22 protein-coding genes are annotated in these 23,659 nt (G+C 52.3%); 11 read left to right on the top strand and 11 right to left on the bottom strand.

Features of this window, described 5'->3' with window-relative positions:
• The first annotated feature begins 159 nt into the window (after positions 1-159).
• Positions 160-1,404, top strand: coding sequence for a peptidoglycan DD-metalloendopeptidase family protein (locus RC73_RS04065; protein WP_152608408.1), 1,245 nt, complete (start codon positions 160-162; stop codon positions 1,402-1,404).
• Positions 1,405-1,526: 122 nt separating this feature from the next.
• A complete protein-coding gene (locus RC73_RS04060; RefSeq protein ID WP_039033427.1) occupies positions 1,527-2,378 on the top strand; it encodes a tetratricopeptide repeat protein in 852 nt (283 codons plus the stop codon).
• A gap of 37 nt (positions 2,379-2,415) precedes the next feature.
• Here the strand turns inward: RC73_RS04060 and RC73_RS04055 are convergent, their stop codons facing one another.
• The 3 genes from RC73_RS04055 to RC73_RS04045 form a co-directional block, all read right to left on the bottom strand.
• Entirely contained in the window at positions 2,416-2,826 is a 411-nt protein-coding gene (locus tag RC73_RS04055; protein ID WP_039033426.1) for a hypothetical protein, read from the bottom strand.
• Between the two features lie 390 nt (positions 2,827-3,216).
• A complete protein-coding gene (locus tag RC73_RS04050) occupies positions 3,217-4,134 on the bottom strand; it encodes a M14 family metallopeptidase (protein ID WP_039033425.1) in 918 nt (305 codons plus the stop codon).
• A gap of 95 nt (positions 4,135-4,229) precedes the next feature.
• Positions 4,230-4,967 (bottom strand): YciK family oxidoreductase, encoded by a 738-nt coding sequence (locus RC73_RS04045; RefSeq protein WP_039033424.1) that lies wholly within the window; start codon positions 4,965-4,967, stop codon positions 4,230-4,232.
• A 261-nt stretch (positions 4,968-5,228) separates the two neighbouring features.
• Between RC73_RS04045 and RC73_RS04040 the strand changes: the two genes are divergently transcribed.
• The 4 genes from RC73_RS04040 to RC73_RS21415 all read left to right on the top strand — a co-directional run bounded on the left by RC73_RS04040 (position 5,229) and on the right by RC73_RS21415 (position 9,790).
• Positions 5,229-7,697 (top strand): VolA/Pla-1 family phospholipase, encoded by a 2,469-nt coding sequence (locus RC73_RS04040; RefSeq protein ID WP_039033423.1) that lies wholly within the window; start codon positions 5,229-5,231, stop codon positions 7,695-7,697.
• Positions 7,698-8,112: 415 nt separating this feature from the next.
• Positions 8,113-8,496: a VOC family protein gene (locus RC73_RS04035; RefSeq protein ID WP_039033422.1), complete on the top strand. Its 384-nt coding sequence runs from the start codon at positions 8,113-8,115 to the stop codon at positions 8,494-8,496.
• Positions 8,497-8,723: 227 nt separating this feature from the next.
• Positions 8,724-9,413 (top strand): helix-turn-helix transcriptional regulator, encoded by a 690-nt coding sequence (locus tag RC73_RS04030; protein ID WP_039033421.1) that lies wholly within the window; start codon positions 8,724-8,726, stop codon positions 9,411-9,413.
• 119 nt (positions 9,414-9,532) lie between these two features.
• Entirely contained in the window at positions 9,533-9,790 is a 258-nt protein-coding gene (locus RC73_RS21415; protein WP_327268104.1) for an AAA family ATPase, read from the top strand.
• Positions 9,791-9,870: 80 nt separating this feature from the next.
• Here the strand turns inward: RC73_RS21415 and RC73_RS04025 are convergent, their stop codons facing one another.
• The 3 genes from RC73_RS04025 to RC73_RS04015 form a co-directional block, all read right to left on the bottom strand.
• Positions 9,871-10,194: a hypothetical protein gene (locus RC73_RS04025; protein ID WP_071475877.1), complete on the bottom strand. Its 324-nt coding sequence runs from the start codon at positions 10,192-10,194 to the stop codon at positions 9,871-9,873.
• A 107-nt stretch (positions 10,195-10,301) separates the two neighbouring features.
• On the bottom strand, positions 10,302-12,539 hold the full coding sequence (locus RC73_RS04020; protein WP_039033420.1) for a TonB-dependent receptor: 2,238 nt from the start codon (positions 12,537-12,539) through the stop codon (positions 10,302-10,304).
• Positions 12,540-12,564: 25 nt separating this feature from the next.
• Positions 12,565-12,792 (bottom strand): hypothetical protein, encoded by a 228-nt coding sequence (locus RC73_RS04015; protein WP_039033419.1) that lies wholly within the window; start codon positions 12,790-12,792, stop codon positions 12,565-12,567.
• 278 nt (positions 12,793-13,070) lie between these two features.
• On the opposite strand from RC73_RS04015, the gene RC73_RS04010 reads away from it, so the two are divergent.
• Entirely contained in the window at positions 13,071-13,574 is a 504-nt protein-coding gene (locus RC73_RS04010) for a YaiI/YqxD family protein (RefSeq protein ID WP_256213869.1), read from the top strand.
• A 221-nt stretch (positions 13,575-13,795) separates the two neighbouring features.
• On the opposite strand, the gene RC73_RS04005 is transcribed toward RC73_RS04010, so the two are convergent.
• A complete protein-coding gene (locus tag RC73_RS04005) occupies positions 13,796-14,689 on the bottom strand; it encodes a LysR substrate-binding domain-containing protein (protein WP_039033418.1) in 894 nt (297 codons plus the stop codon).
• A 132-nt stretch (positions 14,690-14,821) separates the two neighbouring features.
• On the opposite strand from RC73_RS04005, the gene RC73_RS04000 reads away from it, so the two are divergent.
• The 3 genes from RC73_RS04000 (at position 14,822) to RC73_RS03990 (ending at position 17,418) form a co-directional block, all read left to right on the top strand.
• Entirely contained in the window at positions 14,822-15,946 is a 1,125-nt protein-coding gene (locus RC73_RS04000) for an S-(hydroxymethyl)glutathione dehydrogenase/class III alcohol dehydrogenase (protein ID WP_028781420.1), read from the top strand.
• 10 nt (positions 15,947-15,956) lie between these two features.
• Positions 15,957-16,793 (top strand): S-formylglutathione hydrolase, encoded by an 837-nt coding sequence (gene fghA, locus RC73_RS03995; RefSeq protein ID WP_039033417.1) that lies wholly within the window; start codon positions 15,957-15,959, stop codon positions 16,791-16,793.
• A 163-nt stretch (positions 16,794-16,956) separates the two neighbouring features.
• A complete protein-coding gene (locus RC73_RS03990) occupies positions 16,957-17,418 on the top strand; it encodes a hypothetical protein (RefSeq protein ID WP_039033416.1) in 462 nt (153 codons plus the stop codon).
• Positions 17,419-17,439: 21 nt separating this feature from the next.
• On the opposite strand, the gene RC73_RS03985 is transcribed toward RC73_RS03990, so the two are convergent.
• The 4 genes from RC73_RS03985 to ppsR form a co-directional block, all read right to left on the bottom strand.
• Complete coding sequence (locus RC73_RS03985) at positions 17,440-18,105, bottom strand: response regulator transcription factor (protein ID WP_039033415.1); 666 nt, start codon at positions 18,103-18,105, stop codon at positions 17,440-17,442.
• Between the two features lie 236 nt (positions 18,106-18,341).
• Positions 18,342-18,773, bottom strand: coding sequence for an acyl-CoA thioesterase (locus RC73_RS03980; protein ID WP_025011189.1), 432 nt, complete (start codon positions 18,771-18,773; stop codon positions 18,342-18,344).
• Between the two features lie 195 nt (positions 18,774-18,968).
• Complete coding sequence (locus tag RC73_RS03975; protein WP_039033413.1) at positions 18,969-20,033, bottom strand: 3-deoxy-7-phosphoheptulonate synthase; 1,065 nt, start codon at positions 20,031-20,033, stop codon at positions 18,969-18,971.
• A 241-nt stretch (positions 20,034-20,274) separates the two neighbouring features.
• Positions 20,275-21,087, bottom strand: coding sequence for a posphoenolpyruvate synthetase regulatory kinase/phosphorylase PpsR (gene ppsR, locus RC73_RS03970; protein WP_039033412.1), 813 nt, complete (start codon positions 21,085-21,087; stop codon positions 20,275-20,277).
• A 124-nt stretch (positions 21,088-21,211) separates the two neighbouring features.
• Between ppsR and ppsA the strand changes: the two genes are divergently transcribed.
• Positions 21,212-23,581 carry a phosphoenolpyruvate synthase gene (ppsA, locus tag RC73_RS03965; protein WP_039033411.1) on the top strand — a complete coding sequence of 790 codons (2,370 nt, stop codon included), beginning with the start codon at positions 21,212-21,214 and terminating at the stop codon, positions 23,579-23,581.
• Positions 23,582-23,659: the final 78 nt, after the last annotated feature.

Here is a 23,659-nt window from a genome sequence, read left to right as displayed (position 1 = left end):
GGGGTTTTGGCGAATAATACTTGTCTCAGGGACTTTTTTTGATATAAGTTTGCAGTTGGCCCCTTGAAAATAGGGGTTCCAGCTATTGGTTTTTTCAGTTTGAACTCGGTGAGGCAACAGTTGCAGACAGATAGAATATCCTGGTTGAGTATAATCCCTATGCGTTTGCAGACCTTACCATCCTTTCACAAGAAGCTGCTGCTCAGCTCTGGGTTATTGGTGGGCGCGGCGCTGCTTTGGCCCGGGACTCATGAAGTCACCCCACAACGTATTCCCTTGCATCTGGATATTGAAGCTCTGCTGCCTCAAGTCGGTACTGAGCCTTCGGTTGTTGAGTTGGCCGGTCCGAACTTTGAACGCGTGATCCAAAGTGGTGACACCCTCAGTGTATTGTTTCAAAAGGCGGGGGTTGGCCTGCAGACCATGTACAAGGTGTTGGAAGCCGATTTGGATATCTTGGCACTCGATACCCTGCAACCGGGTAACAGGATCCGTTTCTGGCTTGATGAACAGGGCAATCTGACCCAGTTGGAACTCTACTTCAACGCCGCACATCAGGTGCTGTTCAAGCGCTTCGACGATGGTGGCTATGGGGTGGAAGAGATCAACATCGAAGGTTTCTGGCAAAACCGGATTGTCAGCGGTGAGATCCAAGGATCTTTCTATCGCTCGGCGCAGCGAGTCGGTCTGAGCGCCGCCGAAATTCAAAAAATTGAAAGCTTGTTGAAAGAAAAGCTCAATTTTGCCCGGGATCTGCGTGCCGGTGACCACTTTTCTGTGCTGATGAATGATCAGTACATAGAAGGGGAGTCGACCGGTGTCAGCCAGGTGTTGGGATTACGCATTCAAAACGGCCGCAATGAAATCACTGCGTTTCAGAGCACAGATGGCAACTTCTATGATGAGAAAGGGCGGAGTTTGGCGCGGGCCTTCCAGCGGATCCCGCTGGAGAAACGCTATAGGATCAGCTCATCATTCAACCCCAATCGCCGTCACCCGGTCACAGGGCGGGTTTCCCCCCATAACGGCACCGATTTTGCCGTACCGATAGGCACCAAGGTAGTAGCACCGGGTGACGGAGTGGTGACTCTGGTGACCAATCATAGATACGCCGGTAAATATATAGTGATAGAGCATGGCAACAAATACCGTACCCGATATCTGCATCTGTCCAAACCTTTGGTGCATAAGGGCCAGAGGGTCAGTCGTGGTCAGGTTATTGCGCTTTCCGGTAATACCGGGCGTTCGACCGGGCCGCATCTGCATTATGAGTTTCATGTCAACGGGCGGCCGGTGAATGCCATGAAGGCGGATATCCCCATGGCCAGCCAACTCTCCAAAGAGCAGATGCGTGAGTTCAGCCAATTGGTCAGTACCCGCAAGATGATGATGGATCTCGGTTAAATCCGCTTATTGGTTTTGCAGTAGCCAGCGCTCAACGGTGCTGGCTTTTTTATAAGCAAATTTTACCCATCCAGGCCCATTTGTTAGGGTGTGGAGAAAACCTGAGTGCAACAGGAGGAAAAATGAAGTTATGGCATGCACTGGTATTGATGTTATTGAGCCTGGCGCTGCCGGTTATGGCGGCTGAAGAGCCCCCAAAACCTTATTCGGAGCAGAGTATTTACGACAAACCCTTGATGGAGCGCTATGTGCTCGATGAGCTCAAGTCGATACGGCAAGATATGCAGTCGCTGGAAAAACGGGTCACGGTCGATATTACCGACCGAGAGTTGGCGGTGGCCGACAAGTCGATGAACTATGCCAATGTGACTGTGACCTACTTCTTTTACCTCATTGCCGCCGCTGTGTCTCTGATCGCCTTGGTGGGGTGGCAGTCACTCAAGGATATTCGCGATAAGACCCAGGAGATGGCCAACGAGAAACTGGAGGCGATTGCCGCCCAGTATGAGAAAAAGTTTCAGGAGATGGAGCGTGAGCTGAAACGAAAGAGCCGGATCATTACGGAAAACAACAAGGAAATTGAACGGATCAACGAGATACACAACCTGTGGATCCGCGCTCAACATTCGCAAACGCCGGAGCAGCGAATCGAAATCTACAACGATATTCTCAAAATACGTCCGGGCGATCTCGAAGCCTTAACCTACAAGGCCGATGCCGCCATGGAAATGGGCGAGTATCACTGGGCGATGAGCATCTGTAACCGGGTGTTGGAAGTGGATCCCAAGAACGCCAATGCGCTTTATCAGCGGGCCTGCGCCTTTACCCGCATGGGCTCGGAAGAGCAGGCGATTTCCGATCTGGAATTGGCTGTGGGTTTCAGTGCCTCACTCAGTGAGGCGGCCAAGGAGGAGAAAGACTTTGATTCCCTGCATGGCTACAAACGTTTTGACGATCTGATCAGCGACGACTAACAGTAATGTCGGGCAATTATCTAGTTCTGCGGAAGGGTTAACCTGCCTGCTGTAGCCGCTGTTGATACTTAAGGGCGCAGCGGCACAGTTTGCCCTTGAGTGCCGGGCAGCCGCCGCAGGGGGATTTCTTAAAGGGGCGCAGCGCAAAGCTCATGCTGCCGGTCTGGGGTTTTAGGCTGTGAAGTTGTCCGAGTTCGACAGAAGCTTGATTGGCGGCAATCCAGGTGCTGGCTCGGTTTTGCAGCTCTGCCTTGAGCAGTTTCTTTTGCGGTTTTTTGAGCTTCTTTTGCCGGGAGAGTTCAGTGGGCAGTTGCTGCTCTAATGCACTAACCAAGCCTTTGCCAAGGCGTTTGCGGCTGGACTTGCCGAGTGCGGGTTGCGTCTTTTTCAACGCCTTCTTGGCCTGCTTATGGCATATCTTGGAAATATGCTTGCTTATCTTGGGCATAAACCACTCCACATCTAATTGGTATCGTCTGCTAAAACAGAAAAGCGCTGTCATATGCCGACCTGGTTAATCGCAGCATTCAATGACGGCCTGAAAAGTCAGAGTAAAAAAGCAAAGTCGATACCTGGAACTGAAAGTGATTTTAAATGAAAACCATTATCAGTCAATAAAAGATTGTTAATAAACAGAACTCTCCTGTGGTTACTTTTATCTTCAATGAGGGTTTGATAGACGGTTGAAACAGATGACCCGGCAAATGCCGGGTCATAGTTATTCTATCTGACGGGTTATTTGACCTGACAGGTTGAATATCAGATGCAGCGCTGTTTCAGGTTTACTCTTGGGCGAGAGTCACTTCATTCCTGCAAGAGGGGACCGGAGCCGAAAACCCTAACCTTGAATTCGTTTTAGATAATCCAATGCGCCACAAACCGCAGCTACCTGGGCGGCATTGCACTGTTCATCGCTTGCCTGCGGGCTGTCGGGGTAGACTTCCGTGGTGCAGGTGTATGGGGCATTGGTAACCGAGGCACATAAACCAAGTTGCTTGAGCGGATAACGGATAACGCCGTGGTCGACCACAGGAGAGCCGATGATCTTGCCGTCTTTGTCGGCCGGAGCGATATGGGTCACTTTGGCGACCGCTTCGATAATGGCTCGTTGGAATTCAGGTTGCGGCATGGCTTCATCATCTACCACATAAAAACCGTCCGGGATCTCGCCGGGAGCTATGATTTTGCCATCGCGGGCCGCCAGCGCCGGGCGAAACTCGGTTTCATCCGTGTCTGTGGTTTCATGCAGATCGATATGAGCCAGGAAAGGGGCGCCGTGGCTAGCAACCAGAGCCATCAATGCGGCAGACTCTTCTGCCGGGCTGGGTTCAAAGAAGGAGCGGTTGGGATCGATAGCCAAGGGATTCCAACGGTTGATGACTTCGTATCCCCAAGGGCTGACACAGGGGACGACCAGGAGGTTGAAATCCGCTTGATAGCGCTCGGCTTCCTGCTCAAGAAACTGCAGCGCACCTTGAACGCCACTGGTTTCATAACCGTGGATCCCGCCAGTGACCAATACCCAGGGCTTATTTGCCTGTGGTGATTTACTCTGCAGGGCGAGCAGGGGATAACGTTCCGGGTCATAACTTAAGGCGCCGTACCGGCGGCATTCAAAAGCTATGTTGAGGGCATAGATCTTGTCGAGCACCTGTTCACGGTAGCTGCGTTTAATGCTTTGGGTGGCGCGCCAGGCGGATTTTTCGGCCTCTCCCCAGGGAGTACCTGGAGTGCCTATAGGGTATTCTTGACTCATGGATTGCCTCCTTATTTCTTTTATAAAACGTGTATGAATGGCGTATGAATAGCAAAACGCAGCCCATTGGACTGCGTTTATTCTTGAGGAAAATGTTACTGGGCGTTAAAGGCCTGACCGTTTTCCTGCAGGCTGTCGTCGCCCATCAGATATAGATAAACGGGCATTATCTGCTCTGGCGTCTTGAGATCCAGTGGGTTCTCTGCCGGATAAGCCTTGGCGCGCATGCCGGTGCGGGTTGCTCCCGGATTGATACTGTTGGCGCGCACCTGGGTGCCTTCACATTCATGAGCCAGCACCTGCATCATGCCTTCGGTAGCAAACTTGGAGAAGGCGTATGGGCCCCAGTAAGCGCGGCCCTTACGGCCAACACTGCTGGAGGTAAAAATAATTGAGGCGTGCTCGGCCTTGCGCATCACAGGCAACAGTGCCTTGGTCATCATAACTTCCGCCACCACATTGACCTTGAGCAGATCTTCCAGTGACTGAATATCGATATGTTCAAACGGCCCCAAAGCGCCCAACAGGCTGGCATTATGCAGTAGGCCATCGAGCTTGCCGAATTGCTGCTCTATGGTTTCGGCCATGTCGCGGTAGTTTTGTTCGCTGGCGCCCTTGAGATCCAGAGGTACAATCGCTGGCGTCGGGCCGCCGGCGGCTTCAATTTCATCGTAAACGGCTTCCAGCTTCTTGACCGTCTTGCCCAGCAGGATCACTGTGGCGCCATGGGCGGCATAGGTTTTGGCTGCGGTTTTACCGATACCGTCGCCGGCACCGGTTACCAGAATAGTTTTGCCCTTGAGAAGATCTTTTGCTGCTTGATATTCCAACATGGGGAGTTATTTCCTCTTCGCGCTAAAGCCCGCCAATACTCGACTCACTACAGCGGTATACATCTGTTTAAAACAAATGACTGTTCATAGTTACTTTTCGTTGCGGTCAACTGTGACAAAAATGTAGCTAACTCAATATTTTTACGTTAACTTGAGACAGGCTGAGTACAGATTTCAGCTCCTCTGGTCACAGTGTCTGGGGTATTGTGACCAATTTCTTGGGGAAAACAAAATTATTACAACAAGATTTGGGGAAAAAAGATGAAAAGACTCATTTTGGGTGTTGCAATCACATCTGCACTTGGACTGACAGCATGTGGTGAAGACAGCTATAACGAACTTAAGGATAAGACCGAGCCGCTCATCCCTGAGTCCCATTTGGTGTTTGATCCTGCCAAAGCTGAAGTTCCCTTGCCAAACGACTTACTGCTCAATGGCACCACAGACGGTACCTTGAATATTCCCGGGGAAGCCTCCGGTGACTATACCAATCCGCAGTTGGCGCTGGGTGCGCTGGATGGTTGGTCAACTACCCAGCCGATAACCATAGACATTGAACCTTCCAAAGACAACAGCGGCAATACCCTGAGCCTGCTGGCATCTTCCGTGGCCCAGCCGGGAGCGGTGAGAATGTTTGAAGCCGTCAGCGGCGGCCCGCTTTCATCCAAAGCCGAGTGCCAGACCAAGCCTTCGGTTTCTGCCTGTGAAGTGGGTGAAGAGCTGGCTTGGGGTGAAGACTTCATCACTCAAGCGTCCGGCAACAAGATAGTTATTGTTCCACTGAAGCCGCTTAAGCCCGCTCAGTCCTATATTTACGCCACCACTAAACTCATCATGGATTCGGCTGGGCGCCCGATAGCGCCTTCCTATACCTATGGTTTGTTGAAACTGGATATCGACACAGCGCCGCTGGAAACCGCCGATCAATTGATGCTGCAAACTCTGGTAAACAGTTATGAGAAGGGCATGGCATCGGCTCACGGCGTTGACAAGGAAAGCATTACCTATTCAGGCCTGTTTACCACCCAGTCGGTGGCCGATGTTTATGAAACGACCAAGCTGCTGATGTTGCAACCCGGCTCACCCTATGCACCCAAGTGGCTGCAAACTCCGACTCCCGCCGGTTATACAGTGGCGATGGCAGCTGGGCTCAGCCCTGCTGATGGCATAGCCTATGCGTTGGCGGATTTGGCCGATGTCTACACTGCGGCCATTGAAGTGCCGGTTTACGGTACTTGTTCATCGGCGAGCTGTGATGGCATTAACGGTTACTGGCAAGCCCAGGGCGACAGCCCGGTATCTGTGTTGCTGGCGTTGCAGGCCGGCACTCTGAGCCAGGAGAAGTTTGCCGCCCAGGCGATGGCGTACAATATAGATCCCGCCGCAGCACTGGCCAATCCTTCCTTGTTGGCCGGCAAAGCGTGGAAGCTGGATGATGGCAGTGCAGTCGATAAGACTAAGCACCTAACCCGTTTTAATCCTATTCCGGCTATTCGCAACTACGAAACTGTGCCTGTGCTGATCTCCATGCCCAACGCCACTAAGCTTGCGGCGTTTTATGCCAGCCAGGGCTTGCCTTTTACGCCACCAACCAGTGGCTGGCCCACCACGATAGCGCTGCATGGTTTGGGTGGCGGCAAAGAGATGTCGCTGGCCTATGCCGGCAGTTATGCCGCAGCCGGTGTGGCTACGGTGGCCATAGATATGCCGCTGCACGGTGCCCGTTCATTTGATGCCAATGGTGACGGCATCTATGAAGTCTCGGCCTCAGGTGCGGCCTATGGTAAGGTTGTCGGTAAGCCGGATGCCTTCCAAAATGGCAATCCGCTGGTATTTGTCAATATAGAAAGCACGCTGTCGGTAAGGGATAACTTCCGCCAGGCGACCATGGATCATCTGGCGCTTAGAGTCGCGATAACAGGTATGTCGGCGCAACTTATCGAAATGGGCGCGCCTCAGGTTTTTGACAATAACCAGATAACCGCTCAGGGGCTTAGCCTTGGCGCCATTGTCGGCACCAACTTCGCGACCTATGCCAGCACAGGTTTGAAAGACCCTGCATCCGGCACAGCCTTGCCCAACTACTATGGCATCAAGGGCGCATCTTTGGTGGCGCCTAGCGGCGGCCTGGCGGGCTCTTTCGCCGGTTCTGCCACCTTTGCACCTTTGTTGTTTGCCAATGTGACGGCTTCCGATACCTTCAAGGCCTTGGTGAATGCGGCCAATAAACAAGGATATCAGCCGGGCTCGGCCGAATATGAAGCTCTGGTTCAGGAGGTATACGCCGAATTTATCCCTACCTTTGCCTTTGCGGTGCAAACCGGGATAGAGTCAGCCGATCCTATCAACCAGACTGCCATGCTCAAGGCCACGGGTTTGCCGGTTCATCTGGTGGAAATCGTCGGTGATGGCGCTGGTAACAAGGGCGATCAGGTTCTGCCTGGTACTGTCGCGGGCTTCCCGCTGTCCGGCACTGAGCCTTTGATTGCGACTCTGGGGCTTAACTGCGTCGATCAGACCAGCGCTGGTGGCGGCGCCGTACGCTTTGCCAAGGGGCACCACAGCTCGCTCATCGACCCATCTGAAGTTCCGGGCGTGACTGATGGCATGGCGGCTCAGGCGACAGCAGAAATGCAGTCTCAGGTGTCTATTTTTGCCTCTTCTGCCGGTAAAGATGGTGCCAGTATTTTGGTAACAAACCCAGCAGTCTTGCAAGGTTGTGGCGGTTGAAACGTTATTGGGTGCAAGTTTCGCCATGAGCAGACGCAGCACTTGAAGTCGCCAAGTCATGGCAAATGATTTCGCAAAGCACTAAAAAATCCGATGACGATGAGTCATCGGATTTTTTTATGTGAAGCTTGATTGTCGTTCAGTGTTTAATTCGTATCAGGGAGATAACTTCATCAGGAGTCAAAGTATGACTTAAGCTCAGAAATATGATGAACGCACTGACAAGCGCCATATTGTGGGGAAGACAACCTCAGTCGACAGCCACATAAAAGTTTACTCGTATCTTCACATCAACTACTGACAACAGGTTGTCAGTAGCACAGATGCATACTTGCTGTCGCACTGATAGCCAAGTGTGTAAGGGCGCTGGAGGATGAGCCTTCTGTGATAATTGAATCAAGATGGAGAAGATAAAATGTCAACAGAAATCCCTTTGGTCTGGAGTGAGATCCCGGTTGCCGATATGGCCCGTGCCAAGCATTTTTATCAAGAGGTTTTGGGGCTGCATTGCAACGAAGATCCTATGCCTGATTGCGAGTATGTCAGTGTCAGCAGTACCAGTAGCGATAGTGCGTGTTTAGGTTTGATCAAACACCCACAGATGGCACCTTCATTGACGGCCTCAGTGGTTTATCTCAATCTGGGTGACAGTTTGGGTACCACAATAGGCAAACTGGAAGCGCAAGGGGTGCAGATCCTGTTGCCGCCCATGGCTATCAAGGAAGGTGAATGTGGTTATTGCGCTCAAATAGCCGACTCTGAAGGCAACCGACTTGGCTTGTGGGCCATGCAGCTGTAAGCTCAGCGCAATTATCCTTATCGGGACCGACGCATTGTCGGTCTTTGTATGGCGTCACCCCACTTTGCATCGAAGTTTACTTATTCTGCGAGGATGAAAAGATGGCGAGGCTAATAGGGCAATGGAAGTTTTGTCTGGCTACATCGACATAGGCCAGTGTCGGATGCGCAGCTTTTCAATTCGCACTTCGGTGGTAAATCAAACATTTATAAGGAATGATATAAGTCATGTGCCGTGCTGATCGTTTGTTTCAGATAGTGCAGATACTGCGTCATCGCCGCTTGACCACGGCGGCCGTATTGGCTGAGCGCTTGGAAGTGTCGGTCAGAACCATCTATCGGGATATTCAGGATCTCTGTCTCAGCGGGATCCCCATCGAAGGGGAGGCGGGACTGGGCTATCTGCTGCGTCAGGAGGTGAGTGTACCACCCTTGATGTTCAACGAGGCTGAACTGGAAGCGATCCAACTGGGGATCCGTATGGTGCAGACCTGGGGCGGTAATGAACTTGGCAAGGCAGCCAAACAGGCGCTTATCAAGGTAGAAGCTGTGGTGCCGGAGCGTTTACGCGCGTTGCAGAGTTTGATGTTTTCACCGGATTTCTACCTTGATCAACAAGATTTTGTCTACCTGGATCCGTTACGTATTGCCGCCAGGCTACGCCATTTTGTGCTGCTCGACTATCAGGATGTCAAAGGCAGTGCCAGTCAGCGCAAGATAAGGCCGCTGGCGATCTACTTTTGGCGCGGCACCTGGACTTTGCTGGCCTGGTGCGAACTGAGAGAAGATTTTCGCTCCTTTCGGGTGGACCGTATTGTTAATCTGTCACAGCTGGCGGAGCGTTTTCCTATTACCCCGGGGCAAGAGATGGAAGATTTTGTTCGCCTTATGGAAGCCGACTATCAAAACCAGGTGTAAAGCCAAGATTAACCCTTATAAATGACGCGGCATCTAATAGTTCTTGATATGTCGGCATTATCTTTTTTGCTCCCAGAATGCTGGATTCCTATGCTTAAAGCCTGCTGGCGCAATAATCCATTCCCGGGAGTTTACCGAGTCATTGCCCTGAGTTCGTTTATCACCCCAGGGTATTTATCTTTCCGCCTGGTAAGCCATTTAAAGCCAATGATATAGAACGTAAGCAGGACTTCAGTGAGACGGTGGCGAATTATCATGAGATGCAAAAAGCCTATGAGGCTTTCGGTGATGAGTTAATTGAAGTGCCCAAATGGTCGGTTGCGAAGAGAGCCGGTTTCATTTTGCTCAAGGTGAGCGAGGCACTGCAAACGCCTTAAGCCGTCGCTCACATTTTCTTCGTTACTTTCTGTTTCTCAGCCATTCAACCAGAGGTTACGGTTTAATCCCCGGGCTGAACCTACCAAACGCTCAGTTTAAATATTGCTAATATCACAGCAGAGGTCAGCAGTCCAAGACCGCCCAAAACACAAACCACTTTTTCCGGGTAGCGTGAACCCAGTTCGGGAAAGAGGATAGCGCCCAGGCTGAAGCTTGGGATCATCTCGTACAGTAACCCCATTCTCTGGTTGCTTGCCGGTGCAAATGGCGGCAGGTAGAAGTAACAGAGCAGATAAATAGCCAAGGTGATAATCGCGAGCCATTCATAGCCCAGAAAGGGCTCATCGGCCTTGAGCAGACGGCGCAGCAGGATAATCATAATCGCCGTGATTAAAAGTAGCATGACACTTACCTGTAAATAAATTGGCCGCCACAAACTAAGGGATCAGAGCTGAGCTGACAAGCGCAAAAGAGAAAAAGCGCCGCAGGGGCGACGCTTTTTGACGCCATTTACCAGCTCAGGTGGTAATTGATGGCAAAAGTGCGGCCACGGCCGTGATAGTCAAACATCTTCTCCGGGCCGTAAGTCGGGCTGTAGAAGTAAGCGGCTCGCTGGCCCCAAAGGGTGCTGTAGTCCTTATCAAGCAGGTTTTCGATGCCATAGCTCAGGGTGCCGACTGCCAGTTCGATGGAGCCGAGCAGATCCAAAGTGGTATAGCTGCCTAACTCACTTCTCTGGCCATCATTTGCCTTGAAGCGATAGTCAGAGTCGGCGCTGAAGCTGTGCTCGGCCTGCAATCTTAACTGCTGGCTGTCACCGCGCCAGGCGATAAAGGCCGTGGCTTTGGAAGGTGAAGCATAGGTGACTGTCTCATCAATCCAGTCGGAGCCATTTTTGATTTCACTGCGAACCAGATGCAGGTTGCTGCCCACCTGCCAGGCGCTGCTGATATCGAAGTTCAGCTGGGCTTCCAGGCCATAGGTGCGTTTATCCTTGTCCTTGACTTCTATGGTCAGATCGCTGCGATTGACCTCAATCACCTTATCCGAGATGGCGTAATACAGACTGGCCTGGGCCTGCCAACGGTCGGCCAGATAGCGCCAGCCCAGTTCAAAGGAGTCTGTTTTGATGCCATCGAGGCGGGAATCATTGATATTGATGCTGTTGGTCAGTTGCAGATAACCATCGGCATCGGCCTGATAGCTGCCGCGACCATAGTATTTGGACAGATCCGGCAGCTCAAAGCCTTGCGAGTAGGCGAGCCACAGTTGTTGATCCCGGCTCAGTTTAGCCACCAAGCCCAGGTTAACCAGGCCGACATGGTAGTCTGTGCTGCCGCCCTTGATAATATCGGCGCCCGGCGCCTTACCCTGGGCAATCGCCACCTGTTGGTTATAGCCGATAAAGTCATCGACACTGTTGTCCATCTGCTGATAACGATAACCTGCGTTGAGCACCAGATAGTCGTTGATATCCCAGCTGCCCTGCAGGAAGGCTGCGATGGACTCGACACTGAAGTCGACATATCGGCCTGTGGTGAACAGCTCCTTCATGGTCAAACCGCCACTCTGGTTGGCGGCGTCGAGATCAAAACTCATCTGATCCGAGTCGAAGCTCTCCTTGTCCCAGTCGATGCCCCAGGTGAGTTTGAGGCTGTCGCTGGGTCTGGATTCCAACACGGCTTTCAGGCCATAAATGCCGGTGTTTTGTGATGAGGCCGAGAAGTTGTAAACCCCGAGGGTTTCACTGACATAAGGGAAGGGGTGAAAGTCGAGATCTTCCTTGCGGTAAAAGCCTTGCAGGTACAAGGTTTGGCCGAGAAAGTCAGCCTGGGTATAGCTGAGGTTCAGTAAGGTACGATCGGTTTTGGGACTGCGATCGGCATTCAATCCCTTGCGGCTTTCAAGCTGGGAAGCATCTGAGGTGACGCCGCTGAAGTTTTCCCCCATATAGAGGCCGTGGTCGCCATCGGACTCATTGTTGTAAAACTGCACCAGGGCACTGAGGGTGGCATTGTTTGGCAGGCTCCAATCCAGGTTGGCCATCAGATCATAACCTTGGGTGTACTGCATGCCGGTTTGGGTGATATCCGGCATCACCTGATCGCCGCTGCCGTCGAACCACTGGCCATTTTCCTGCCAGGCGGCACTGAAACGTCCCTTGAGGGTATCGCTGCCACCGGCCACGGCAAAGGCAGTGCGGTAATCCAAGTCATCACTGCCGTTAAAACCCGATTTGAAACCTGCCTCGGCTTCAAAGGTATCCAGGCTGTCGGCGGCTTTTTTGGTCACTATATTGATAGCGCCGCCCAAAGCACCGCCGCCATAGAGGGCCGAGGCGCCGGCCAAGACTTCAATGCGGGCGATGTTAAAGGGATCTATGCTGTCCAGCTGGCGGCTGATCCCCCTGGAGGTGTTCATGGATACGCCGTCTATCAGCACCACCATGGCACGGCCGCGCATGTTCTGACCAAAGTTGGTCCGGCCCTGGCTGGATACGTCCATGGAGGGAACCAGGGCGGCCAGCATCTCTTTCACGCCTTTGCCGCTGTTTATCTGCTCACGGATGCTGTTTTCATCAATTAACCAAACTGTGCCGGAGAGCTCACTTATCTGGGTCGGGGTACGGTTGGCACTGACTACCATACGCTCCATCTGGGCTTCTTCGGCCAAGGCGGCTCCCATCAGCAGCAATTGACTGCAGACAGCAGCGGCAACAAGGCTCATCCGAGCCGTGGATTTGGGCATAACATTCTCCTATAAAAATCAGGGGTTAAATGAGGCACCAGACAGGGATCCAGCAGGCGAACACCAGGCTGAGTGTCTTCTTGCCGGGTTGGTATCCCAAGGCTAAAGACAGCACCAAGGCTGGTGCCAACAGCAGGATCAACAGCCGGGCATCCAGCCCAAAACTGGCCAATACCAGCATGATTGCCAGCAAGACCAATCCCTCACACCAAAGCAGTTGGTTACAGCGCAACAACAGCGGGGACGTTTCCATATTATTTTGCCTCCAGAATGAGGCTATATTTTAATTGCAAATAAAAATGGTTCGCAATTGAATTTACAGTGCGGGCGGGAATGGGGGTTACTTGTGAATGAGTCTCACGTTAACGCAATTCATCTTACATATATCGCTTTCACTCGCGTTCTTGAAAGATCAAACTTTTAGCCGGAATAGTATAAAATGACCCACCTAATTTCGGTGCAAGGCAAAGTCAGATGTCAATATGGGGGTCTGTCTTGATGAAATGCCTTGCTGTCATAGAAGGAGTGTCAGTGCAGCAGAATAATCCTTATCAGGCCTCTTGTCCGGCGCAAATCTGGGTTGATGCCGATGCCTGCCCGGTTGTGGTCCGCGAGATGTTGGTGCGGGCGGCAGCGCGTACCGGCATCAATATCACTTTTGTCGCCAATCAGGCACTCAGGATCACAGGCGCTGCCAGTGTCAAAACCTTACAGGTGCCCAAGGGGTTTGATGTGGCCGATAACGAAATCGTGCGCCTGTGTCACGCCGGTGATTTGGTGATCAGTAATGATATTCCGCTGGCGGCCGAAGTGATAGACAAGGGAGCCAAGGCGCTCAATAGCCGTGGTGAGCTGCTGAATCGAGACAATGTGCGTGCCCGCCTCAATATGCGGGATTTTCTCGATACCCTGCGTGCCAGCGGTATAGATACCGGCGGCAGTCCCAAGTTGAGCCAGGCAGATAGACAGGCCTTTGCTAATGAGCTGGATAAATATCTGCTGCACTGGCAGCGCGCTAAGACGCGTCAGGGCTAAGCCGGCCAAGTAATAGTTCGCTCAGAGAATCAAAAGCCTGGAAACTTGAAAGCTCAGCGATTCGAAAGTTCAGCGATTCGAAAACATAGTGGCTCGCAAGTTTCGCGGCTATGCAAGATTCAGAGCCGATACAGAATTTATTTCCTATTTAAGATTTGGCTGCAGCTCAAGACCTGTCATCCATTCAAGACTTAACGCTCCATTCAAGACTGGGCATCCACTCAAGAGTCGGCCAGATCCGGCGCCTCCGGCAGCGCCTGCTGCAGAAAGTCCAAGAGCAGGCTGACCTTGGGCGACAGATGGCGGTTCTGTGGGTATAAGGCCCAAATCCCCTCCGGCGCCGCCTGGTAAGCCTCAAGCACTGATACCAGGGCACCGCTGGCGAGATCCTCGCCGACATAATAATCGGGCAGTTGCACCAGCCCGAGCCCTTTGCGGGCGGCATCCAATAACCCAGGGCCAGAATTACACACCAAGCGGCCACTCAAACGCCATTGACGTTCCTGGCCCAGCTCGATAAAACGCCAGTAAGGGTGGTTACCCAGCAAACATTGATGCCGGTGCAGCTCGCCCAGAGTGTGGGGCACGCCGTGGTTGGCCAGATACTCCGGGCTGGCACAGACATAATTGCGGCGACTGCCAAGACGCCGCGCCATCAAGCTAGAGTCCGCCAGCTTACCCAGCCGAATCGCCAAATCATAACCGCCATCAATCAGATCCAGCGTCTTGTTGTTGAGATCCAGTTGCAGATCCAGCTTGGGGTGCAGGCAGAGAAAGTCATTCAGCAGCGGCAGAATAAACTGCTCGCCGTAAGTGACAGGCGCCGTCACCCGCAGCAAGCCCTGCGGGGTTTGTTTCAAACTGCCAAGGGCGCGTTCGGCTTCTTCTATACCATCTTGCAGCAAGCGGCAGTGGCGATAATAAAGCTGACCCTCTTCACTGAGCGACACCTTGCGGGTAGTGCGATAGAAGAGTTTGCTCGCCAGGCGTTTCTCCAGCGCGGCGATTTGGCGGCTTATCTGCGCCACAGACAAGTTGAGTCGCTCGGCGGCGCGGGTAAAGCTCTGGCTCTCGGCCACGGCGATAAATTCGCTGATCCCTTCCCAGTGGTTCATTATTACTTCTCAGTAAAAGTGATTTGTATATTTGGCTGATTATCTTTTATTTTGGAATAAATACAATGTTGGCATCCGGTTTATGAGCCAAGAGGTTCGATACCGAATCAATCACAACAGAAGGAAGCGACAATGACAGACAAATTTATCAAGTCCCGCGCCGCCGTAGCCTGGGCTGCAGGTGAGCCGTTGAAGATGGAAGAGGTGGATGTGATGTTGCCCAAGGCCGGTGAGGTGTTGGTGCGCATTGTTGCCAGTGGTGTGTGCCATACCGATGCTTTTACTTTGAGCGGCGACGACCCTGAAGGCGTGTTTCCGGCCATTCTCGGCCATGAGGGCGGCGGCATAGTGGAGATGGTCGGCGAAGGCGTCACCAGTGTGGCGGTGGGCGATCATGTTATTCCTCTTTACACGCCTGAATGCGGTGAGTGTAAGTTCTGCCGCTCGGGCAAGACCAATCTGTGTCAGAAGATCCGTGAGACCCAGGGCAAGGGCCTGATGCCGGATGGTACCACCCGTTTCTTCAAAGACGGCAAGCCGATTTTCCACTACATGGGCTGCTCGACTTTCTCTGAATATACGGTATTGCCTGAGATCTCCCTGGCCAAGGTCAACAAGTCGGCGCCGCTGGAAGAGATTTGCCTTCTGGGCTGCGGTGTCACTACCGGCATGGGCGCTGTAATGAACACTGCCAAGGTGGAAGAGGGCGCCACTGTAGCCATCTTCGGGCTCGGCGGTATAGGGTTATCGGCGGTGATTGGCGCTGTGATGGCGAAAGCCGGTCGTATCATAGGCATAGATGTCAATGAGTCCAAGTTTGAACTGGCGAAGAAGCTGGGGGCGACCGAGTGCATCAACCCCAAGGACTATGACAAGCCTATTCAGCAGGTGATTGTGGATTTGACCGATGGCGGCGTCGATTACTCGTTTGAGTGCATCGGTAATGTGGATGTGATGCGTTCGGCGCTCGAGTGTTGCCACAAGGGCTGGGGCGAGTCAGTGATCATTGGGGTTGCCGGTGCCGGGCAAGAGATCTCCACCAGACCTTTCCAACTGGTGACCGGCCGGGTATGGAAAGGTTCGGCTTTCGGTGGTGTCAAAGGACGCTCACAGTTGCCAGGCATAGTGGAAGATTATCTGGCCGGTAAGTTCAAGCTGGATGACTTTATCACCCACACCATGGGGCTTGAAGATATCAATGAAGCCTTTGAGCTGATGCATGAAGGCAAGAGTATACGCAGCGTGATCCACTTCTGAGGACCTTCTGATGGAAAATATCAGTAATAACAGGTCGTTTGGAGGCTGGCACAAGCAGTACCGTCATCACTCCAGCAGTCTGAACTGCGAGATGCGTTTCGCCATCTATCTGCCGGAGCAGGCTAATAGCCAAAAGGTACCTGTGCTGTATTGGCTCTCCGGGCTGACCTGTACGGATGAAAACTTTATGCAAAAGGCCGGGGCCCAGCGCCTCGCTTCTCAGCTGGGGCTGGCGATAGTTTGCCCGGATACCAGTCCGCGCGGAGAAGGTGTGGCCGATGCCGAAGATGCCGCTTACGATCTGGGGTTGGGGGCCGGTTTTTATGTCAATGCTACCCAGGCTCCCTGGAGCAATCACTATCGTATGTATGACTATGTGGTAGATGAGTTGCCGGCCTTGATAGAGCAGCACTTTCCGGTATCGGATAAGCGCGCTATTGCCGGTCACTCAATGGGCGGCCACGGCGCGTTGATGATAGCCCTGAAAAATCCAGGCCGTTATCTCAGCGCCAGCGCCTTTGCCCCCATCAGTCATCCTAGCCAGTGCCCCTGGGGCCAGAAGGCGTTTGCCGCTTATCTTGGCAGTGACAGGGAGGCTTGGAAGGCCTATGACACGGTAGAGCTGATAAAAAGTGGTGCCAAAGGGCTGCCGATGCGGGTCGATCAGGGCGAGAGTGATCTGTTTCTGGCCGAGCAGTTACTGCCACAGGCCTTGCAGGCCGCCGCCACTGACGCTGGAATTGCGCTGAGTTTTCACAGCCACCCCGGCTATGATCACAGCTACTATTTTATCGCCTCATTTATCGACGAGCAGCTTAAGTTTCATGCCAGCCATCTGGGCTTGTAAACGCTGAGCCTCTCAAATGCAGCGCCGCCGAGGGTTTGCCCCGGCGGCGCTTTTTTATGGGTTATAGCGGCCATTGCCCGGTATCCGCTTGTTGAGTACTTTCTGGTTTACCCCACTTTTGTCTGAGGGGGATTAACGAGCGCAGGGGTTAATGGGAGGGAGCATGAAAATAGGCAGATGGCAGACACCCTTCGAGCAGGGGGATCTTTTTATCACTGGGCTCTTCTGGGGCGGTGATTTCATGTTGCAGCTTCCCGGCGGCAAACGCTATCAAATCAAAAATACGCCCCATCCCGGGGGCGATCTCAGCCTGGAGCTGTTTCATTTACCGAGTGAAGGGCGCTATCGGCTGCATTACCGCTCGGTCACTGCGTTTCGTATGTTGGATGAACATGGGTTGCTGGAGCTATGGCAGGCGCTGAGCGAGCTTGGGGACGAACAGGGTTACAACAGCCGCCTGATTAAAGATCACGCCTGGTCGCAGGAAAGCCCAATCAGTTTCTTCCATGGGCACAGTGACGGTTGGTCACATCTTATCTGCACCGGCGATGAGTGTGTTGAGGTGTTGTGCCCGAGCGCGCCGGAAATCATCTATCTTGGCAAATGTGCTGCCAAGGAGGATTGAGAAACCTTAGGGAAGCTGAGATCAGTTTATTTCGACCTTTTCCATTCCCAGTTGCTGCAGCGCTATCACGGCCTGGGTGCGATTGCGAACCCCTAGCTTTCGGAAGATAGCGGTGGCGTGGGCCTTGATGGTCGCCTCGGATACGCCCAGGTCGTAGGCTATCTGCTTGTTGAGCAGGCCTTCGGCAAACATCTGCAACACCTTGTATTGCTGCGGCGTCAGCTCAGAGAGCTTGCCGGCGACCTTGTCGGTATCATTTTCATCATCAATTTCAACCAATTCTATGCCTCTAGGCAGCCAGATATCGCCGAACATTACCGCGGTGATTGCGTCGATAAAGGTTTCCATTGAGGCTGACTTGGGAATAAAGCCGGCGCCGCCGTAGTGCAGGGCACGGCTGATAGTGGCGGCATCTTCATGGGCTGAAATCACTATTACCGGCAGTTCGGGAAAGTGAGCACGCAGATGGATAAGGGTGGAGTAGCCATGGGAGCCTGGCATCTGCAGATCCAGCAGCACCAGATCATAGTCCTGGTGAGTTTGCTCAAGCAGCTGTTGCAGCCCATCGGCACTGTCGGCCTCAAACCAGCGAGTGTTGGAAAAGCCGCTGTTAAGCGCCTGGCGCAGGGCATTGCGAAATAATGGGTGATCATCGGCGATGATAATATTTAAGTTTTCTGGCTTCATGGCTTGTTATGATTATGGCTCTGCACGCTGAAGAAGGGTCAATGTAACAGAAAAGTGACAAATAATCCTATTGCTTTATCAGGCTTTAAGTGACTTTTTGTTACCGTCGCTTTTAGACTTTAGTCGAGAACGACAGTCAATAAAAGCCTTTTCAGCGGCAAACAGGGTTGCCGGATAAAACTTACATAGCCTTTAGTCAGAAACAGGCTCGGATTATGCGAAATAAGCGAAAGGGCCTAGTTGGCTAGATCATCGCTCCAGATCTGGGTCGGCTTTCTGTCTTCATCGACGGCCACGAAGGTGAAGACACCGCGGATAGCGTGCTCGCGCTTATCCTGATACATATCTTCTACAAAAATGTTCACTTCGACTTTCATCGAGGTGTTGCCCACATGGATCACTCGGGCGATCAATTCTGCCAAGCTGCCGGCGGGGATAGGCTTTTTGAAATCGATTCTGTCAGAGCTGACGGTGACCAGTGTCTTGCGACAAAAGCGGGTGGCGGCAATAAAAGCGGTTTCATCCATCCAGGCGAGGGCTTCACCGCCAAACAGTGTGTTGTGATGATTGGTAATGGACGGGAAAACCGCCTTGATCACCCGAGCCTCGGCTTGTTCAATTCGGCGTGCTACGGCCACTTCATATTGGCTCTGTGTCGTTTCTGGCATACGGCAACCTCTGGTTATGCTGGAAAATCAGGGGCGGTATTATAGTTCGACCAAAGGCGGATTGACAGCCTGGGCCAGAAAGCTCTGCATGAAAAATATTGGATGTTCGAAAGTATCCGGGCATGAAAAAGCCCCGGCATCTCCAGCGTGGAGATAGCGGGGCGATTCCATTTCAGTGGCCTGTATCTGGGGGGCTTACTTGCCCAGCAGGCGACGTCTTTCCTTGGCGGCAGCGGCCAGATCTCTGAGCAGTTTTTCCGAGTCTTCCCAATGGAGACAGGCATCCGTGATGCTCTTGCCGTAAGTGAGGGGCTCACCTGCAATAACTTTCTGATTGCCTTCGACAATAAAGCTCTCGGCCATAATACCGGCAATAGCAGTAGAGCCACTGCGCAGCTGTGCCATGATATCTTCGGCGACTTCCAACTGCTTCTTGTGCTGCTTCTGGCTATTGCCATGGCTGAAGTCGACCACTATGCCGGAATGGATCCCAACCGAATCCATCTGCTCTCTGGCTTTGGCTACATCTTGCTCGCTGTAGTTGGGGGTTTTACCGCCGCGCAGAATGATATGCCCATAGGGATTACCATGGGTGCGATAGACCGCCAGTGAGCCGTCCTTGTCCGGAGAGTAGAAGATATGCGGTTCTCTGGCGGCGCGCACTGCATCGACGGCAATATTGATGTTGCCGTCGGTACCATTCTTGAAGCCTACAGGGCAGGAGAGCGCCGAGGCCATTTCACGGTGAATTTGGCTTTCTGTGGTGCGGGCTCCGATGGCGCCCCAGGTGATGAGATCGGCAATATACTGGCCGTTCACCATATCCAAAAATTCGGTGGCGATAGGCAGTTTCAGTTCGGTGATCTGCTGCAGCAACTTACGGGCCAGGCGTAGACCTTTATTGGGGCTGAAGCTGCCGTCCAAGTCAGGATCGGAAATCAGGCCTTTCCAGCCGACTATGGTGCGTGGTTTTTCAAAATAGACCCGCATTAGAATGCACAGATCGTCCTTGAGTTCATGGTGCAGTTTGGCCAGGCGGCCGGCATACTCAAGTGCTGCTTCTGTGTCATGGATGGAGCAAGGGCCTATGATGACCAACAAACGCGGATCGTCACCTTGAATAATGGCTTCGACTTCGCGGCGCTGTTCAATCAGGTAATCTGCGGCTTCCTGAGTCAATGGATACTCAGATGCGAGTTGGGCAGGTGAGATCACTTTACATAAGAGAGAGGTGCGTAATTCGTCTGTTTTAATGGTCATTCATGATACCGGGGGAAATTTCTTGAGCGCTTTGCGCTTATCTTGTGTCGGATTATAACCAATCGAGCCGAGCTGCAAAGTGGCAATTGTCCGATAATTGCCCAAGTGGGCCTTGAAAAAGTGTCAAGACCCACTTGAATCATTCAGGATTCGCACCGTGGTAACAAGTAGTTAGCCAGAAAATGCCAATATGTAACTCAGTTTCAACTCGAGCAGCATTTGTCTGCCGCTAGGGCGTTTTTTAGAACATATGGCGCTCAAGACCTGTGGCGTCGAGGATCTTGGTGGCAATTTCCTCGACCGATTGGTTGGTGGTGTCTATATAAGGGATGCGTTCTTTCTTAAACATCATCTCCACCTCTTTCACTTCGAGGCGGCATTGGCGCAAAGAGGAATAGCGGCTGTTTTCCATCCGGCTCTGACGTATCTCATGCAGGCGTACAGGTTCAATGGTCAGGCCAAACAGTTTGGATTTGTTGCGTTTTAGCACTTCAGGCAGCTTGAGGTTGTCCATGTCGTCTTGAATAAAGGGGTAGTTGGCGGCCTTGATGCCGAACTGCATCGACAGATAGAGGCTGGATGGCGTCTTGCCGCAGCGGGAAACCCCCAGCAGGATAATGTCGGCCTTGTCCATATGCTTCATGGTCTGGCCATCGTCGTTATCCATGGCAAAGTTGATGGCGTCGATACGCGCATCATAACCCGCTTTGGCCATTCCATGGGTTCGATGCAGTGAAGGGCTGGCGGTGACCCCTAATTGTTGCTCCAAGGGGGCGACGAAAGTGTTGAGGAAGTCGTAGTCCAGGCCCTCACTGGAATAAATGATGTCGCGAATTTCCGGTTTGACGATGGAATGAAACACCAGAGGCCGTTCCCCTGTTGTAATAAAACTATCATTAATCTGTTTTTTAACGGCTTCTGCTTTAACGGTATTTTCCACAAAAGGAATGGTAAGTGAATCAAATTCCAATGGAAATTGAGAAAGCACTGCGTGACCAAACACTTCGGCCGTGATTGCTGTTCCATCAGAAATGTAGAATACTTTACGTGCCATGCCGACCTCATGTAGTAATAAAATTACAAATAAAATTATAGATTTACGCTTGTTGCCTCGGAGTGTAAAATGCCGCTGCCCTCGTGTGAAGGGGCCACTGAAATAAACTTGCGGAGATAGAACTGTGCAGCAATACGTACTCTGGTATCAGGAATTAGGCATGGGTGACGTCAACAAGGTCGGCGGTAAAAACGCTTCTCTTGGTGAAATGATCAGTAATCTGGCCAATGCCGGTGTTCAAGTACCTGGCGGCTTTGCGACCACATCCCACGCGTTCAATGAGTTTCTTGAGCAAAGTGGAGTAAACCAGAAGATATATGACATTCTTGACACATTGGATGTAGATGATGTCAACGCACTGGCTAAAGTTGGTGCACAGATCAGACAGTGGGTTATTGAAACCCCATTTCAGCCAGAACTCGAACAAGCGATTCGAGAAGCTTACGAAAAATTAGCCTCTGAAACCCAAGACGCTTCATTCGCCGTGCGTTCCTCTGCCACCGCAGAAGATATGCCCGACGCTTCATTTGCCGGTCAGCAAGAAACCTTCCTCAACGTGAAGGGCTTTGAAGCTGTATTGGTTGCCATCAAGCATGTGTTTGCCTCTCTGTTCAACGATCGCGCTATCTCCTATCGTGTGCATCAGGGTTACGACCATCGCGGTGTGGCACTGTCTGCCGGTGTTCAGCGCATGGTACGTTCCGATAAAGCGGCTTCCGGTGTGATGTTTACCATGGATACCGAGTCCGGCAACAAGGACGTGGTATTTATCACTTCTTCCTTCGGTTTGGGCGAAATGGTAGTGCAAGGTGCGGTTAACCCGGACGAGTTCTATGTACACAAGCCAACCCTGACTGCCGGTCACAAGGCTGTTGTTCGTCGTAATATCGGCAGCAAGCTGATCCAGATGGTGTACTCAGATGATGCATCTCACGGCAAGCAGGTGAAAATTGAAGATGTCGCCAAAGAACAGCGCATGACTTTCTCCATCAATGATGAAGAAGTGATGGAACTGGCCAAGCAGGCGATGATCATTGAAAAGCATTATGGCCGTCCGATGGATATCGAATGGGCCAAAGACGGTAACGACGGTCGTCTCTACATAGTTCAGGCTCGCCCCGAAACCGTGCGTTCCCGTGAAGATGTGCAACTGATTGAGCGTTATCACCTCAAGAGCCGCGGCGAAGTGATCTGTGAAGGTCGTGCTATTGGTCACAAGGTGGGCTCAGGTGTTGCCAAGGTGCTCAAATCTATCGACGAAATGGACAAGATCCAGCCAGGCGATGTACTGGTTACCGATATGACTGACCCGGATTGGGAACCTATCATGAAGCGCGCGAGCGCCATTGTCACCAACCGTGGTGGCCGTACCTGTCATGCTGCCATTATTGCCCGTGAACTGGGCGTGCCTGCGGTAGTGGGTTGTGGCGACGTGACCGACAAAATTGAAAACGGTCAGGAAGTAACAGTATCCTGCGCCGAAGGTGATACAGGTTATATCTATCAAGGCAAGCTGGAGTTTGATGTGATTTCCAGCCGCGTTGATTCCATGCCTGATCTGCCTATGAAGATAATGATGAACGTAGGTAACCCTGACCGCGCCTTCGACTTTGCCCGTCTGCCTAATGAAGGTGTGGGTCTGGCCCGTCTCGAGTTCATCATCAACCGCATGATAGGCATTCACCCCAAGGCTCTGCTGGAATTCGATCAGCAAACCGAAGAGCTGAAAGCCGAGATCACTGAGATGATCGCCGGTTATGAATCTCCGGTTGAATACTATGTTGCCCGTCTGGTGGAAGGTATCTCTTCTATTGCTGCAGCATTCCACCCCAAGAAGGCTATCGTGCGTATGTCTGACTTCAAGTCAAACGAATACGCCAACCTGATCGGCGGTGACAAATATGAGCCAGAGGAAGAGAACCCAATGCTGGGCTTCCGTGGCGCCAGCCGCTACATCTCAGAGTCGTTCCGCGATTGTTTTGCCCTCGAGTGTGAAGCCATCAAGCGGGTTCGTAACGACATGGGGCTGAAGAACGTTGAGATCATGATCCCGTTCGTTCGTACTCTGGAAGAAGGCCGTCAGGTTATCGAACTACTGAAAGAGCAAGGTCTGGAGCGTGGTAAAGATGGTCTGCGCGTCATCATGATGTGCGAACTGCCATCCAACGCCCTGCTAGCGGATCAGTTCCTGGAGATGTTCGATGGTTTCTCCATCGGCTCCAACGACCTGACTCAGCTGACTCTGGGCCTGGACCGCGACTCCGGCATCATCAGTCACCTGTTCGACGAGCGTAACGAAGCCGTTAAGGCGCTGCTGGCGATGGCTATCAAGTCTGCCAAGGCCAAGGGTGCCTATGTGGGTATCTGTGGTCAGGGTCCTTCGGATCATGCTGACTTCGCCGCCTGGTTGGTGGAGCAGGGCATAGACACTGTGTCTCTGAACCCAGACACAGTGATTGACACCTGGCTGTACCTGGCTGAAGCCCACGGCTAAGTCAGAAACAGTTCTTATGAAGGAAGCCGCTTTTTAGCGGCTTTTTTTTGTTTATAATGGCCCGATAACAAAAAATTT

It is taken from the genome of Shewanella sp. ECSMB14102 (genome assembly GCF_000813075.1).
GTDB classification, from domain to species: domain Bacteria; phylum Pseudomonadota; class Gammaproteobacteria; order Enterobacterales; family Shewanellaceae; genus Shewanella; species Shewanella indica.
This window is presented reverse-complemented; position numbering and strand designations above follow the sequence as displayed.